Source organism: Streptomyces sp. JN8, assembly GCF_055808075.1.
On sequence record NZ_CM147852.1, the window covers coordinates 7,385,258 to 7,402,207 of the forward strand.

Genomic DNA, 16,950 nt, shown 5'->3' on the forward strand with positions numbered 1-16,950 from the left:
CAGACCGTCGCGGAGCTGGCGACCGCGATCCGTCCCGCCGCCGCGGAAGCCGCGCCCGTCGCCGACGACGGCGTCGGCGCCGTCCCCGGCACCCCGGTCGTCCGCTGGCTCCACCAGCTCGGCGGCCCGTTCCAGGGCCTCAACCAGTCCGTGGTGCTCCGGGTTCCCGGCGGCCTCGGCCAGGACGAACTGACCCGGGCCGTCCAGGCCGTCGTCGACCACCACGACGTGCTGCGCGCCCGGCTCACCGGCGCCGCGCTCGGCCTGCCGTGGAACCTGGAGACCGCCCCGCGCGGCACCGTCGACGCCCGGACCTGCGTCACCCGCGTCGACGTCCGGGACGCGGCGGCCGACGCCGCCGACCTCGCCGCCGCGGTCTCCGCGCACGGCGAGGAGGCCCGCCGCCGGCTCGACCCGGAGAACGGCGTCCTGCTCCAGGTCGTCTGGTTCGACGCCGGCCCGGACGCGCAGGGCCTCCTCCTCGTCCTCCTCCACCACCTCGTCGTCGACGGCGTGTCCTGGCGAATCCTGCTGCCCGATCTCGCCGACGCCTGGCAGGCCGCCCGCGCGGGCCGCGACCCCCGGCCCGCGCCGGTCGGCACCACCTTCCGCCGCTGGGCGCAGGCCCTCGTCATGGAGGCGCAGAACCCGGCCCGCATCGCCGAACTCCCGCTCTGGCGACAGCAGACGCAGGGCGACGACCCGCTCCTCGGCGCCCGCCGCCTCGACCCCGCCGTCGACACCCGGGAGACCGCCGAGCACCTGACGGCAGCCCTGCCCGCGGACCTGACGACGGCGCTGCTCACCGACGTGCCCGCCCGGTTCCGCACCCAGATCAACGACGTGCTGCTCACCGGCCTGACCCTCGCCGTCGCCCGCTGGCGCCGCCGCTGGACCCAGGACGCGTCCCACGCGGTCCTCGTCGACATGGAGGGCCACGGCCGCGAGGAGCTCGACGAGACCCTCGACCTCTCCCGCACGGTCGGCTGGTTCACCAGCCGCTTCCCCGTGCGGCTCGACCCCGGCCCCGTCGACCTGGACGACGCGCTGGACGGTGGCGCGGCGACCGTCGCCGCCCTCGGACGGGTCAAGGAGCAACTGCGCGCCTTCCCCGACAGCGGACTCGGCTACGGCCTGCTCCGCTACCTCAACGCGGACACCGCGCTCGCCCTGGCGGGCGCCGCAACCCCGCAGATCGGCTTCAACTACCTCGGCCGGGTCGGCAGCGGTGCCGACACCCTCGGCGAGGCGGGCCCCGCCGGCTGGTCCAGCGCGTCCGACCTGCGCATCCCGCTGCTCCCCGCCGACCCGGGCATGCCGTTCGGCCACGCCGTCGAGATCAACGCGGTCACCCGGGACGGCGACGACGGGCCGCGGCTCCACGTCACGTACTCCTGGCCCGCCGGACTCTTCGACCGCGCCGAGATGGCGGAGCTCGGCGAGCTGTGGTTCACCGCCCTGCGCGCCCTCGCCGACCCCGGCCAGTCCGAGCGCGGCGACGCGTTCACCCCCGGCGACCTGCCGACGTCCGGGCTGACCCAGCCGGAGATCGACGGCTTCGCCGCCGCCCCCGGCGGTCTGGAGGACGCCTTCGCGCTCACCCCGCTCCAGGAGGGCCTGTTCTTCCACGCCCTCCAGGCGGACGACAGCGGCACCGACGTCTACACCGTCCAGCTCGTCCTCGACCTGGAAGGCCCGCTGGACCCGGCGGCCCTGCGCGCCGCCGGACAGACCGTCCTGGACCGGCACCCCAACCTGCGGGCGGGCTTCCACCACCGCGCGGACGGCGCGGCCGTCCAGGTCGTGCCGCGCGCCGCGGCCCTGCCCTGGACCGAGACGGACCTCGGCGCGCTGCCCGACGACGTCGCGCGGAGCGAGCTCGTCGCGCTCACCGAGGCCGCCCGTGCCCACCGGTTCGACCTCAGCCGGCCGCCCCTGGTCCGCTTCCTGCTGATCCGCCTCGGAGACGAGCGTCACCGGCTGGTCATCACCAAGCACCACATCCTGCTCGACGGCTGGTCCATGCCGCTGTTCCTGCGCGAACTGGTCACCCTGTACGAGAACGGCGGCGACGCGGCCACCCTGCCCGCCCCCGCCCCGTTCCGCGCGTACGTCGACTGGCTCGCCGCGCAGGACCGCACGGTCAGCGAGCGGGCCTGGCGCGACACCCTCGCCGGGGTCGAGGAGCCCACCCTGCTCGCCCCCGGCCGGGGACCGGCCGGGCCCGCGCTGCCCGAGCAGCTCGTGCACGACCTGTCCCCGGAGCTCACCGCCACCCTCCAGGGGCACGCGGCCCGGGCCGGCGTCACCATGAACACCATGGTCCAGACGGCCTGGGCGCTCGTCCTCGGCCGTCACCTCGGCCGCGACGACGTCCTGTTCGGCACCACCGTCTCCGGCCGGCCGCCGGAGCTCCCCGGCGCCGAGAACATGATCGGCCTGTTCATCAACACCCTGCCGGTACGGGTCCGCTTCGACCGCTCCGAACGCTGGAGCGCCGCCCTGGCCCGCGTCCAGGACGAACAGACCGCCCTGCGCACCCACCAGTACCTCGGCCTCGCCGACGTGCACCGGATCGCGGGCCTCCGGCCGCTGTTCGACACCGCCCTCGTCTACGAGAACTACCCGCTGCCCGAGGACACCGAGCGCTCCCCGTCCCGGCTCCGCGCCACCGCGGTGCAGGGCCGCGACGCCGCCCACTACCCGCTGCTGCTCGTCGCGTCGCTGCGCTCGCAGGGCCTGCGGTTCCGTCTCGACCACCGGCCCGACGTGCTCGGGGAGGCGACCGCCCCCGCCCTGCTGGAGCGGCTGACCCGCGTCCTGGAGTCGGTGGCCGCCGATCCCGAGCAGCCGGTGGGACGCGTGTCGGGGCTCTCCCGGGAGGAGCGGCGCGCGCTCGCCGACGGCGGTACGCGGACCCCGCTCGCGGCCGGCGACCCCGGCGACCCCGGCGACACGATCCACGGCCGGGTCGCCGCCCTCGCCGCCCGCACCCCGGACGCCACGGCGGTCTCCCGGGGGGACGAGCGGCTCACCTGGCGGGAGCTGGACGAGCGGGCCAACCGGCTGGCACGGCTGCTGCGCGAGCTGGGCACCGGTCCGGAGGACCGGGTCGGCATCCTGCTCGACCGGTCGCCGCTGCTGGTCGTGGCCTTCCTCGCCGTCCTCAAGGCAGGCGCGGTCTGCGTCCCGCTGGCGCCCGCCCACCCCGCGCAGCGGCAGCGGACCGTCCTGGAGCGCGCCGGCGCGCGCCTGCTGCTGACCGACGCGGCCCGCGCGGCCGAACGGGCCGGCGCGCCCGACGACGGGGTGACGGCCGTCGCCGTCGACACCGACCCGCGTCCGTCCCGCCAGGACCCCACGGACCCGGGCGTGACCGTCGAGCCGGAGCGGCTGGCGTACGTCATGTTCACCTCGGGCTCCACCGGCGTTCCCAAGGGCGTGGCGGTCACCCACCGCGACGTCGTCGAGCTCGCCGACGAGCCCTGCTGGGCCCCGGGTGCCCGGGAGCGGATGCTGTTCCACTCCTCGCACGCCTGGGACGCCGCCCTGCTGGAGCTGTGGGGGCCGCTGCTGAACCACGGCACGGTCGTCGTCGCCCCACCCGGCGAGACCGACCTGAAGGAGCTGGCACGGCTCCTGGTCGACGAGCGCGTCACCGGACTCTGGCTGACGGCCGGCCTGTTCCGCTGGCTGGCCGAGGAGGAGCCGGACTGCTTCGCCGGCGTCCGCGAGGTGCGCACCGGCGGTGACGTCGTCCCCGCCGACGCCGTCCGCAAGGTCCTCGCCGCCTGCCCCGGCACCGTCGTCAGCAACGGCTACGGCCCCACCGAGACCACCGTGTTCGCCACCCACCACATCATGCGGGCGGGCGACAGGGTCCCGGACAACGTGCCGATCGGCGTCCCGCTGCACGGGATGTCCGCCTACGTGCTCTCCCCGGAACTGCAGCCGGTGCCCGCCGGAGCCGTCGGCGAGCTGTACCTCGCCGGCTCCGGGCTCGCCCGCGGCTACGAGAACGACCCCGCGCTCAGCGCCCGTTCCTTCGTCGCCGACCCGTTCGGCGGCCCGGGGACGAGGATGTACCGTTCCGGAGACCTGGCCCGCCGCCGCCCGGACGGCACCCTGGAGTTCGTCGGCCGGGCCGACGACCAGGTGAAGCTCCGCGGGTTCCGGATCGAACTCACCGAGGTCGACGGCGCCCTCGCGGCCCTGCCCGGCGTGGCCCACGCGGTCTCCCTGGTCCGTGAGGACCGGCCCGGCGACAAGCGCCTCGTCGCCTATGCCGTGCCCGCGCCCGGCGGACCCGCCCCGGACCCCGCGGAGCTGCGCGCCCGGCTGGCCGAGACGCTGCCGGACTACCTCGTCCCGGCCCGGATCGTCCCGCTCGACGTCCTGCCGCTGACCGCGAACGGCAAGCTGGACAGGGCGGCGCTGCCCGCCCCCGCCGAAGGCGCCGCGCGCACCGGCCGCGGCCCCCGCACCCCGCGCGAGGAACTGCTGTGCGGCCTGTTCGCCGACGTCCTCGGCGTCGACGCGGCCGGCATCGACGACGACTTCTTCGCCCTGGGCGGCAACTCGTTGCTCGCGGCCGGACTCGTCAGCCGCGTCCGCGCCGTCCTCGGCGTCGAACTCGGCATTCAGGCCCTGTTCCTGGCCCCCACGGTCGCCGGACTCGCCGCCGCCCTCGACGACGAGGACCCGGCCGCCGCCGGAGCACTCGACGTCCTGCTGCCGCTGCGCACCCGGGGCGACCTTCCGCCCGTCTTCTGCTTCCACGCCGCGGGCGGCCTGAGCTGGCGGTACGCGGCCCTGCTGCGGCACCTGCCGGCCGGCCACCCGGTGTACGGCCTCCAGGCCCGCGCCTTCGCCGAGCCCGGCCACCGCCCGGCGAGCCTGGAGGAGGCCGCCGCCGACTACGTGGAGCAGATCCGCGCCGTCCGGCCGACCGGCCCCTACCACCTGGTGGGCTGGTCGCTCGGCGGCCTGGTCGCCCAGGCGGCGGCGGTCCTCCTGGAGGAGGCGGGTGAGGAGGTCGCGACCGTCGCGGTCCTGGACTCCTACCCGGCGCGGACCGGTGACCCGGTGACCGTTCCCCCGGCGCCGCAGGTCCTCGGCGCCCTCCTGGACGCGGCGGGCGTCGGCCCGGACCGAGGCGACGAGGAGCTCACCCCCGAGGCGGGCGCCGCGCTCCTGCGGGCCCGCGGCGGACCGCTCGCGGCGCTGCTCGCCGACCGAGTCGGCGCCCTCGTCGACGCGTACCGCACCGGCGTCGGACTGCGGGCGGGCTTCGCCCCGCGCCGCTTCGGGGGCGACCTGATCCTCTTCGTCGCGAACGGCGGTGCGGGCGGCCGGGGTTCCCGACCCGGCCCTGAGACCCTCCCCGCGGCCGCCACGGCGGAGAAGGCCGACCGCTGGCGCCCGTACGTCGCCGGCACCATCGCCGTCCACCCGGTCGACTGCCGTCACGAGGACATGCTGCGGCCCGAACCGCTGGCCGTCGTCGGCGGCGCGATCGCCGCCCATCTGAACAACCGCACCACACGGAAGGACATCTGATGACCCGGGAGTTGTACGCGCTGGGGGAGACACCGCCCCTGGGCGAGGTGCCCCACTTCATGCACGCCGGCGTGATCCGCCGCGAGCGGTACGGGCCGCCCGAGCAGTCGATCCAGGTCGAGACGGTGGAGGTGCCCCCGGTCGGCCGCGGGCAGGTCCTCATCTGGGTGATGGCCGCAGGCATCAACTACAACGGCGTCTGGGCCGGACTCGGCACCCCCGCCGACGTCATCGCCGACCGCCGACGGGCCGGCGACCCGCTCGACTTCCACATCGCCGGATCCGAGGGAGCCGGGGTGGTCTGGGCCGTCGGCGAGGGGGTGAAGCAGCTGCGGGTCGGCGACCACGTCATCGTCGGCGGCGTCGCCTGGGACGAGTCGGCCCCCGACATCCGCCTCGGCACCGACCCGACCGCCTCCCGCTCCCAGCGGGCCTGGGGCTACGAGTCGAACCACGGCTCCTTCGCCCAGTTCACCGTGGCCGACGAGTACCAGTGCCACAAGAAGCCCCCGCACCTCACCTGGGAGGAGGCCGGCTGCTTCCTCGGCGGCGGCTCCACCTCGTACCGGATGCTCATGGGCTGGCACCCGCACACGGTCCGGCCGGGCGACCCCGTCCTCGTCTGGGGCGGCGCCGGCGGCCTCGGCTCCATGGCGATACAGATCGTGAAATACTTCGGCGGAATTCCCGTCGCCGTGGTGTCGGACGACGACAAATTCGACTACTGTAAGCGCCTGGGGGCGCGCGGAGTCATCAATCGGAATGAATTCGACCACTGGGGTCGGCTGCCCGATTCGAGCGACACCGTCGCCTATCGGGAATGGCTCTCGGGGGTCCGTTCCTTCGGCCGCGCCTTCTGGGACGCGCTCGGCGAGCGCAGGGACCCCGCCATCGTCCTGGAGCACCCGGGCCGGGCCACCCTCCCCACCTCGGTCTACGTCTGCGACCGGGCCGGCATGGTCGTCACCTGCGCCGGCACCAGCGGCTACAACGGCGACATCGACCTGCGGTTCCTCTGGATGTTCCAGAAGCGGCTGCAGGGCTCGCACGCCGCCAACGTGCGCCAGACCGCGGCGATCATCGAGCTCGTCGCGGCCGGCCACATCGACCCCTGCCTCAGCCTCGCCCTGCCGTTCGACGAGATCGGCCGGGCGCACCAGATGGTCTACGAGAACAAGCAGCCGCCCGGCAACGTGGCGGTCCTCGTGAACGCGCCGGAACCCGGCCTCACGGATATGCGCTGAATTCTCCCTGAAAAGGGTTGCCGATCTTTCTGTGATTGGTTAGAAAGAATGGCGACGGAAACAAGAAATCACTTCGGAAAAGGAAAAGGGAAAAGAAATGACGAACCCGTTCGAGAACGCCGACGGCCGCTACCTCGTCCTCGTGAACGACGAGGGCCAGTACTCCCTGTGGCCGGACTTCGCCGAGGTCCCGGCCGGCTGGGAGGTCGCCCTCGGGGAGAGCGACCGCCAGGCGTGCCTCGACCACATCGAGGCCCACTGGACGGACATGCGCCCCAAGAGCCTCGTCCGCGCGATGGCGTCCTGACCCGGTGACCGGCCCCGACGCCGTCACGGTGCTCTGGGGCCCCGTCGCCTCCGGCGAACGGCGCGCGGCGCACACCACGCTGCTGCGCGCCGCCGCGGAGCTCACCGGCAGCCCGCTCCACCGCATCGGGTTGGCCCACGACCCCGGCGGCCGCCCCCGGCTCACCGGAGACGCAGCCCGGCTCCACGTGAGCGTGAGCCACAGTCCGGGAGCCCGGGCCGTGGCACTGGCCCGGACCCCGGTCGGCGTCGACATCGAGACCGTACGGCCGCTACCCGCCCTCGCCATGGCCCGGCGCTGGCTCGCCCCCGCCGACGCCGACTGGGTCGGCCGCCTCCCCGCGGCGGACCGGGTCCCCGCCTTCTACTGGCTCTGGACCCAGAAGGAGGCCGTCGGCAAGGCCCGCGGCCACGGACTCGCCCGCGGCGGGCTCACCCAGCCGCTGCCCCACCCCGCGCACTGGCCCCCGCCACGGGCCGCGGACACGCCACCCGCCCTGTGCGCCCTGCCCGGCACGACCGGGGCCGCCTGCACGGTCCTGCCCACCGGCACCGGCGCGCACGTCCTCGCGGTGGCCGGACTCGGCGCCCCGGGCACCCCGGTCGACCTGCGCCGCTGCGAGGCATGACCTCCACCGCAACCCCACCCACCACCCTCACGAGAGGAGGCCCCGGGATGACGCACCCCACCGACGACACCGACCGGGGTTCCTGGACCGGGCGGCTCGCCCGCCGCTGTCTGCGCCACCGGCGCAGCGTGCTCGTCGCGGTCCTCGCCGCGCTCCTCGGAACCGCGACCAGCGCCCTCGTCCCCCTCGTCACCATGGTGATCGTCGACGACGTCGTCCTGCGCCCCGCCCGGTCCGCCGCCCTGTGGACCGGAGCCCTGCTCGCCCTCGCCGCGCTCGGCTACCTCGCCGCCCATCTCCGCCGCCACCACGCCGGACGGCTCGCCGCCGACGTCCAGCACGACCTGCGGGTCGACCTGATCCGCTCGCTCTCCCGCCTGGACGGCACACGCCGCGACGAACTGAGCACCGGTCAGCTCCTCGGCCGCTCCTCCGGGGACCTCAACATGGTCTTCGGACTCGTCTCCACCCTGCCCACGGCGATCTCCAGCGCGGCCCTCCTGCTCGTCTCCCTCGTCCTCATCGCCCTGCTCTCCCCGCTCCTCGCCCTTGTCGCGCTCGCCCTCGTCCCCGCCCTGTGGTTCATCGGCCGACGGAGCCGCACCTGGCTCTACCCCGCGACCTGGTACGCCCAGAACCAGGCCGCCGCCGTCGCCGGAGTCGTCGCCAGCTCCACCGCCGGCATCCGCGTCGTCAAGGGATTCGGCCAGGAGCAACGGGAGAGGGACCGGCTCGCCGACGCCGCCCGGCGGCTCTTCGCCGGCCGGATGCGCGCCGTACGGCTCAACGCCCGCTACGGGCCCGCCCTCCAGTGCGTCCCCTCCCTCGGACAGGTCGGCGCCCTCGCCGTCGGCGGCTGGCTCGCGGCCCGCGGCGACCTCAGCCTCGGCGCCCTCCTCGCCTTCTCCTCCTACCTCGCCCAGCTCGTCGGCCCCGTCAAGACCCTCGCCGCGCTGCTCACCATGGGCCAGCAGGCCGGCGCCGGGATCGAGCGGGTCCTCGAAGTGATCGACACCCGCCCGCTGCTGGCCGAGGGCACGGCGCGGCTCCCCGAAGAGGGCGCTCTCGGCGTCGAGTTCGACCGCGTCACCTTCGCCTACGGCGCCGGCCGGCCCGTCCTCACCGACCTCTCCCTCCGCGTCGAACCCGGCGAGACCCTGGCCCTGGTCGGCGCCCCCGGGTCGGGCAAGTCCACCCTCGCCCTGCTCCTCTCCCGGTTCCACGACGTCTCCGAGGGAGCCGTGCGGATCGGCGGCGCCGACGTCCGCGACCTGGCCTACGCCTCCCTGCGCGGCGCCGTCGCCGGCGTCCCCGAGGACACGGCCCTCCTCACCGGAACCGTCCGCGAGGCCATCGCCTACGGCCGGCCCGACGCCACCGACGCCGAGATCCACGCCGCCGCCCGCACCGCCCAGGCCCACGCCTTCGTCACCGCCCTGCCCGACGGTTACGCCACGGTCCTCGGCGAACGCGGCGCCCTGTCCGGCGGCCAGCGCCAGCGCCTCGCCCTCGCCCGCGCCCTCGCCGCCGCCCCCCGCGTCCTCGTCCTCGACGACGCCACGTCCGCCGTCGACGCCCGCGTCGAACAGCGCATCCATGACGCCCTGCGCGACCGGGCCGGGGAGCGCACCACCCTGATCGTCGCCCGCCGCCGCTCCACCCTCGCCCTCGCCGACCGGATCGCCGTCCTCGACCACGGCCGCATCGTCGACCACGGCACCGACCACGAACTCACCGCCCGCTGCCCGCTCTACCGCACGATCCTCCAGCACGATCCGGCCACGGTCCCGGCCGGCGAAGCCGCCGCCCCGCCGCAGGCCCCCGCCGGGCACCGGAAGCGCCCCGCGCCGACCACCCCGAAGACCGCCACCGCCCCGCACTCCGCGGCCGCGCGCATGAAGGCCCGCGTCGCGGCGCTGCCGCCGGCCCTCGACCTCCCCGGCGTCGACGAGGCGGAGGCCGCCCGCGACCCCCGGACCCACGGCGACGGAGAGTTCGGACTGCGCCACCTGCTGCGCGGCCACGGCCTGCCGCTCGCCCTCGGCCTCGCCCTGGTCGTCGCCGACGCGCTCGCCGGACTCACCCTGCCCCTCGTCCTGCGCCAGGGCATCGAGGGCGGTGCCCACCGCCTCGCCCTCGACGTCGTCGCCGCGGCCTCCCTCACCGCGCTGGCGCTCGTCCTCGCCCAGTACGCCGTCCAGTGGGCCGCCGTCCGGGTCACCGGACGCACGGGGGAGCGGCTGCTGTACGGCCTGCGCATCCGGGTCTTCGCGCACCTGCACCGCCTGGGGCTCGACCACTTCGAGAGCGAGGCGTCCGGCCGGACCCTCACCCGGATGACCACCGACGTCGACTCGCTCTCCTCCTTCCTCCAGACCGGTCTGATCGGCGTCCTCGTCAGCCTCCTCACGCTGGCCGGCGTGCTCGTCGCGCTCGGCGCCGCCGACGCCGGGATGCTCCTCGTCGTCCTCGCCGTCCTCCCGCCGATCGCCCTCGCCACCGTCGCCTTCCGCCGGGCCTCCGCCCGCAGTTACGCGGACGCCCGGGAACGGCTCGCCGTCGTCAACGGAGCCCTCCAGGAGAGCGCGGCCGCCATGCGCACCGTGCAGGCGTTCCGCCGCGAGGACTCCGTCGTCACCGCCTTCGCCCGGCACAGCGACGCCTACCGGCGCGCCCGCGTCCGCGGCCAGCTCCTCTCCGCCCGCTACTTCCCCTTCATCCAGCTCCTCGCCGCCTGCGTCACCGCCGTCGTCCTCGCCGTCGGAGCGCACCGGGTGGCCGCGGGCACCATGACGGTCGGCGCCCTCGTCGCCTACCTCCTCTACCTGGACCTCTTCTTCGTCCCGGTGCAGCAGCTCTCGCAGCTCTTCGACGGCTACCAGCAGGCCCAGGTGTCCCTGCTGCGGATCCGGGACCTCCTCCGGCTGCGCAGCACCACCCCGAACGCCGCCGACGCACGCCCCGTCCGCTCCCTGCGCGGCGAACTGGTCTTCGACGACGTCGACTTCCACTACCGCGACGGCCGCCGGGCGCTGACCGGGATCCGGCTGCGCATCCCGCAGGGCCAGACCGTCGCCTTCGTCGGCACCACCGGCGCCGGCAAGTCCACCCTCGTCAAGCTGGCCGCCCGGTTCCACGACCCGACCCGCGGAACCGTCCGCGTCGACGGGACCGACCTGCGCGACCTGGACCTCACCGCCTACCGGAAGCGGCTCGGCGTCGTCCCCCAGGAGCCCTACCTCTTCGCCGGAACCGTCCGCGAGGCCATCGCCTACGGCCGGCCCGACGCCACCGACGCCGAGGTCACCGACGCGGCCCGCCGGGTCGGCGCCCACGACACCCTCAGTGCCCTCGACTCCGGCTATGACCACCCCGTGACCGAAGGCGGACACAACCTCTCCGCCGGACAGCGGCAACTCGTCTCGCTGGCCCGCGCGGAACTCGTCCGCCCCGACGTCCTCCTGCTCGACGAGGCCACCGCCGCCCTGGACCTCGCCACCGAGGCCCTGGTCAACCGGGCGACCGAACGCCTCGTCAGCGGCCGCACCGCCCTGATCGTCGCCCACCGCCTCGGCGTCGCCTCCCGCGCCGACCGCATCGTCGTCGTCGACGACGGCCGCATCCGGGAGGACGGCACCCACGGCGAACTCCTCGCCCTGGACGGGATCTACGCCGCACTGTGGCGTGCCTCGCAGGGGCAGCCACCCTCGGCGGTCCCCGCCCCGCGCCCCGCAACCGACACCCACGACTCCTACGAACGGAACGCTTCATGAGCGCCACCATCCGACCGGCCGGCCCGGACGCCCCGGCCGCCCCTCGGCCCCCGCGTGTCGTCCTCGCCCAGCCGCGCGGCTTCTGCGCCGGAGTGCGCCGTGCCATCGGCATCGTGGAACGCGCCCTCGACCTCCACGGCGCCCCGGTGTACGTCCGCAAGGAGATCGTCCACAACCACCACGTCGTGGCCGAGCTGGAGAAGCGCGGCGCCCGCTTCGTCGACAGCGAGGAGGAGGTGCCCGAGGGCGCCGTGTGCGTCTTCTCCGCCCACGGAGTCTCCCCGGCCGTCCGCAGCGGCGCCGCCGACCGCCGGCTCGAAGTCATCGACGCCACCTGCCCCCTGGTCTCCAAGGTCCACCAGGCCGCCGTCCGCTACGCCCGCGACGGCCGGACCATCCTGCTCGTCGGCCACGCCGAGCACGAGGAGGTCGAAGGCGTCCGCGGCGAGGCCCCCGAGCGCACCGTCGTCGTCGAGAACGAGGACGACGTCGCCGCCCTCGACCTCCCGGACGACACACCCGTCGCCTACCTCACCCAGACCACCCTCTCCTTCGACGAGACCCGCCGGGTCGTCGACGCCCTGCGCGCTCGCTTCACCGACCTCGCCGGCCCCGCCGACGGCGACATCTGCTACGCCAGCCAGAACCGCCAGAACGCCGTCAAGTCCCTCGCCCGCCACAACGACCTCGTCCTGGTCGTCGGCTCCCGCAACTCCAGCAACTCGATCCGGATGGTCGAGGTCGCCCGCGAGCACGGCAGCGCCGCCCACCTCGTCCCCGACGCCGGCCACCTCGACGAGACCTGGCTCGCCGGAGTGTCCAGCATCGGCATCAGCTCCGGCGCCAGCGCCCCGGAGATCCTCGTCCGAGGCCTCGTCGACCGGCTCGCCGCACTCGGCTGGCACGACGTCGAACTGGACGACGGCATCGCCGAGGACGTCGTCTTCTCCATGCCCGCCCGGCTGGCCGACCCGGTCACCGGCCGGGTACCCCGGACCCCTCTGGCCGATGAGGCCCTGTGACCAGAACAGGATCTGTCATGACGTCGATCGCATCGGTCCACGGACCCGACGACCTCCGCGCCCTCACCCCCGCCCAGACCGAGGAGCTCGCCGCGGACATCCGGCGCCTCCTCGTCGAGGAGGTCACCCGCACCGGCGGCCACCTCGGCCCCAGCCTCGGCGTCGTCGAGCTCACCCTCGCCCTGCACCGGGTCTTCGAGTCCCCGCGCGACCACATCCTGTGGGACACCGGGCACCAGACCTACCCCCACAAGATCGTCACCGGACGGGCGGACGCCTTCGGCACCCTGCGCCAGCCCGGCTGACTCTCCGGCTACCCCTCGCGCACCGAGTCCCCGCACGACCTCATCGAGAACTCCCACGCCTCCACCGTCCTGTCCTACGCCGACGGCCTCGCCAAGGCCCACCGGCTGACCGGTGCCACCGACCGCGCCGTCGTCGCCGTCATCGGCGACGGCGCCCTGACCGGCGGCATGGCCTGGGAGGCACTCAACAACCTCGCCGACGGCGCCGACCGCCCGGTCGTCGTCGTCCTCAACGACAACACCCGCTCCTACGCCCCGACCGTCGGCGGCATCCCCGCCCACCTGGCCCGCCTGCGCACCGAGGACCGCCCCCCGCGGTCCGTCTTCGAGAGCCTCGGCCTCGCGTACGTCGGCCCCGTCGACGGCCACGACATCGAAGCCCTCGAAGCGGCCCTGCGCCACGCCGCCGGACTCGGCCGGCCCGTCGTCGTCCACTGCCTGACCGAGAAGGGCCGCGGCCACGCCCCCGCCGAACAGGACGAGGCCGACCGCTTCCACGCCGTACGCCCCCGCCCCGCGGCCCCCACCACGCCCCGCCCCGCCGCGGAACCCGCCTGGACCGACGTCTTCGGCGACGAACTCGCCGCCCTCGGCGCCCGGTGCCCCGACGTGGTCGCCCTCACCGCGGCCATGCTGGCCCCCACCGGCCTCACCGCCTTCGCCGAGCGCTTCCCCGACCGCACCTTCGACGTCGGCATCGCCGAGCAGCACGCCGTCACCTCCGCCGCCGGCCTCGCCCTCGGCGGGCTGCACCCCGTCGTGGCGGTGTACGCCACCTTCCTCAACCGGGCCTTCGACCAGATGCTGCTCGACGTCGCCCTGCACCGCGCCCCGGTCACCTTCGTCCTCGACCGGGCCGGCGTCACCGGCGACGACGGCGCCTCCCACAACGGCATGTGGGACCTGTCGCTGTTCCAGATGGTTCCCGGCCTGCGCGTGGCCGCCCCCCGCGACGCCGCCACCTTGCGCCGCGCCCTGCGCGAGGCCCTCGCGATCCAGGACGGCCCGACCGCGCTGCGCTTTCCCAAGGGCTCCACCGGGCCCGACCTCCCCGCCGTCGCCACCTTCGACGGCATGGACGTCCTGCGCCGCGCGGACTCCGACGCCCCGGACGTCCTGCTCGTCTCCGTCGGCGCGATGGCCGGGGTGTGCCTGGAGGCGGCCGACCGCCTCGCGGAGCACGGCTTCGGCGTCACCGTCGTCGACCCCCGCTGGATCGCCCCCGTCCCCGCCGCCCTCGTGGAACTCGGCCTCGGCCACTCGCTGGTCGCCACCGTCGAGGACGGCGGCCGCAGCGGCGGCGCCGGGGCCGCCCTCGCACAGGCCCTCGCCGACGCGGGCGCCCGCACACCCGTCCGTACCTTCGGACTGCCCCAGCGCTTCCTGGACCACGGCCGCCGCGACGACATCCTCGCCGCCCACGGACTGACCGGCCGCCACATCGCCCGCGCCGTCGTCGAGGCCCTCGCCGGCCGCGACGACTCCGTCTCCGTCGGCGACCTGACACCCCAGCCCGTCGGCGCCGACCAGTGAACCGCCCGGCCCCCACCCCCACCAGAGCAGGAGACACCCCATGACGGTCGCGCTCGGCATCCCGTCGATGCCCGCCCCGGTACTCGCCGCCCGCCGCCCCACCCGCCAGCTCCAGGTCGGCAGGGTCGGCGTGGGCAGCCGGTCGCCGATCTCGGTGCAGTCGATGACGACCACACTCACCTCGGACGTCAACGCCACACTCCAGCAGATCGCCGAACTCACCGCCGCGGGCTGCGACATCGTCCGGGTGGCCTGCCCCTCCCAGGACGACGCGGACGCACTGCCCGCGATCGCCGCCAAGTCGCCGATCCCGGTGATCGCGGACATCCACTTCCAGCCGCGGTACGTCTTCGCCGCCATCGAGGCGGGCTGCGCCGCGGTCCGCGTCAACCCCGGCAACATCAAGAAGTTCGACGACCGGGTCGCGGACATCGCCCGGGCCGCCAAGGACCACGGCACCCCCATCCGCATCGGCGTCAACGCCGGCTCCCTGGACGCCCGGCTGCTGAAGAAGCACGGCAGGGCCACCCCCGAGGCCCTGGTGGAGTCCGCGCTGTGGGAGGCGGGCCTCTTCGCCGAGCACGACTTCCACGACCTGAAGATCTCCGTGAAGCACAACGACCCCGTCGTCATGGTCCGCGCCTACGAACTCCTCGCCGAGGCCTGCGACTACCCCCTGCACCTCGGCGTCACCGAGGCCGGCCCCGCCTTCCAGGGCACCGTCAAGTCGGCCGTCGCCTTCGGCGCGCTGCTGCGCCAGGGCATCGGCGACACCGTCCGCGTCTCGCTCTCCGCGCCTCCGGTCGAGGAGGTCAAGGTCGCCGACCAGATCCTCCAGTCGCTCAACCTGCGCCCGCGGAAGCTGGACATCGTCTCCTGCCCGTCCTGCGGCCGCGCCCAGGTCGACGTCTACAAGCTCGCCGCCGAGGTGAGCGCCGGCCTGGAGGGCATGGAGGTGCCCCTGCGCGTCGCCGTGATGGGCTGCGTCGTCAACGGCCCGGGCGAGGCCCGCGAGGCCGACCTCGGCGTCGCCTCCGGCAACGGCAAGGGCCAGATCTTCGTGAAGGGCGAAGTCGTCAGGACCGTACCGGAGTCGAAGATCGTCGAGACCCTGATCGAGGAGGCGCTGCGGCTCGCCGACGCCTTCGACACCACCACCCTGGGCACCGGCGTCCCCGAGGTGACGGCCGTGGGCTGACACCCCGGGCCTCCACTGCGGCGAGGGTGTTCCGCCATGCGGGCTGGATGCCCGTCCGCTCCGGCGCGCACCGTCCTCGTGAACGCCCATGCGCCCCAGGACCCGAACAGATACCTGATGCACCCGCATGGGCGGACGGCCGCACGGCGACGTCGCTCAATGCCGCGGGCCCCCGTTCCCGGGCGGTCCCCTCGCCACGGCGAGGAGGACTCGCGGGTACCGCGACCGAGGGCCTCCAGGGCCGGAGGCGCCGAGGCGCGGGGACGCGCTGAGCAGGCTGCCGCTACGATCGACGGGGTCGGTAGCGGCTGATCTCCACATCCTCGACCTGCGCTCCGGATGTCGAGGGGCCCGACAGCTGCCGAGCGCTCACGGTCCTCGCCGTCGGAGCGCAGCCCCGCGACCGTCCCCTCACAAGATCGACACCCGTGCACGCATGATCCACCCCACACATCGGATACCGCATGTCCGCTGACACGAGACCCTCGCCTCCTGGAACCGCGGACACCGTCCGCAGCCGTTCACGGACCTGGTGGTCGGCCTTGCGTCGCACTCCCGCCACGCTGTGGAAGGACGACATCACCGACTACGCGGCCGCTCTCACCTACTACGCGATCCTGGCGATCCTTCCCTCGCTGCTGGTCACCGTCCTGGCCTTCGGCCTGTTCAGCCCCGACACGGCCGAACAGTTCATCGGGGGCGTCACCCAGTACGCACCCGGCGAATCCGGCACCGAGCTGCACGGCCTCCTCGTCGGCGCCCTCGACCGGCACGCGGCGGCCTGGCCCCTCCTGGCCGCGGGCACCGCCAGCGCGCTGTGGTCCGCCTCCAGCTACGTCGCCGTCTTCCGGCGCGCTCTGCACCACATGCTGCGCGTGCCCGATCAGCGCTCCACCTGGCGCAAGGCCCACCGCATCCTGGTCACCTCCTTCGCCATGCTGCTGCTCCTCGCCGTCAGCGCCCTCATCCTGATCCTGACCGGACCCGTCGTGACCTCCATCGGGCGTCTGCTCCACCTCGACAGTGCCGTTCCCGTGGTGTGGAGCCTCCTGCGGTGGCCGCTCCTGCTCGCCCTGGTCGCGATCCTGGTGGTCATCCTCTTCCGCACGGGGCCCGCTCCGACCAAGGACCGCCGCCTCAGCCTGCCCGGCGGCGCCCTCGCGGCCGCGCTGTGGCTGACCGTGTCCGCCGGCTTCGCCGTGTACACGTCCCTGCTGGGCACCTACAGCCGCCTGTACGGATCCCTCGCCGGAATCGTCGTCTTCCTCATCTGGCTCTGGCTGTCCAACCTCGCCCTGCTCACGGGTGCGCAGCTCTCCGCGGAACTCCACAAGGGGTCCGCCGGACGCGAGCAGGGCACCCCTTCGGGCTGAGGCCGTGC

At 74.7% G+C, this 16,950-nt stretch carries 8 protein-coding genes and 1 pseudogene (1 of these 9 running past the window's edge); all 9 read left to right on the plus strand.

Translation table 11 applies throughout. From position 1 onward, the window contains the following. A protein-coding gene (locus ACY0MR_RS32510; protein WP_473556961.1) for a non-ribosomal peptide synthase/polyketide synthase crosses the window boundary here: on the plus strand, positions 1–5,559 show its final stretch. Its footprint begins 12,639 nt before the window's first position; only the last 5,559 of its 18,198 coding nucleotides appear in the window; the start codon falls outside the window, past its left edge; the stop codon is at positions 5,557–5,559. Beyond that, positions 5,559–6,803: a crotonyl-CoA carboxylase/reductase gene (gene ccrA / locus ACY0MR_RS32515; protein ID WP_473556964.1), complete on the plus strand. Its 1,245-nt coding sequence runs from the start codon at positions 5,559–5,561 to the stop codon at positions 6,801–6,803. Before ACY0MR_RS32510 ends, ccrA begins: the two co-directional genes overlap by 1 nt. Before the next feature lie 97 nt (positions 6,804–6,900). Further along, entirely contained in the window at positions 6,901–7,110 is a 210-nt protein-coding gene (locus ACY0MR_RS32520; protein ID WP_148001029.1) for an MbtH family protein, read from the plus strand. A gap of 4 nt (positions 7,111–7,114) precedes the next feature. After that, a complete protein-coding gene (locus tag ACY0MR_RS32525; protein ID WP_473556966.1) occupies positions 7,115–7,738 on the plus strand; it encodes a 4'-phosphopantetheinyl transferase family protein in 624 nt (207 codons plus the stop codon). Positions 7,739–7,785: 47 nt separating this feature from the next. After that, the gene (locus ACY0MR_RS32530; RefSeq protein ID WP_473556969.1) at positions 7,786–11,511 is read left to right on the plus strand and encodes an ABC transporter ATP-binding protein; all 3,726 of its coding nucleotides are present in this window, start codon (positions 7,786–7,788) and stop codon (positions 11,509–11,511) included. Beyond that, positions 11,508–12,533, plus strand: a complete 1,026-nt coding sequence (locus ACY0MR_RS32535) for a 4-hydroxy-3-methylbut-2-enyl diphosphate reductase (RefSeq protein ID WP_361851002.1) — start codon at positions 11,508–11,510, stop codon at positions 12,531–12,533. The genes ACY0MR_RS32530 and ACY0MR_RS32535 overlap by 4 nt, the downstream gene beginning before the upstream one ends. Positions 12,534–12,550: 17 nt before the next feature. Continuing rightward, positions 12,551–14,371: pseudogene (locus ACY0MR_RS32540) on the plus strand (1-deoxy-D-xylulose-5-phosphate synthase). Positions 14,372–14,411: 40 nt separating this feature from the next. Next, a complete protein-coding gene (gene ispG, locus ACY0MR_RS32545) occupies positions 14,412–15,569 on the plus strand; it encodes a flavodoxin-dependent (E)-4-hydroxy-3-methylbut-2-enyl-diphosphate synthase (RefSeq protein WP_388796963.1) in 1,158 nt (385 codons plus the stop codon). Between the two features lie 464 nt (positions 15,570–16,033). Beyond that, positions 16,034–16,942: a YihY/virulence factor BrkB family protein gene (locus ACY0MR_RS32550; RefSeq protein ID WP_473556972.1), complete on the plus strand. Its 909-nt coding sequence runs from the start codon at positions 16,034–16,036 to the stop codon at positions 16,940–16,942. The last annotated feature ends 8 nt before the right edge of the window (positions 16,943–16,950 follow it).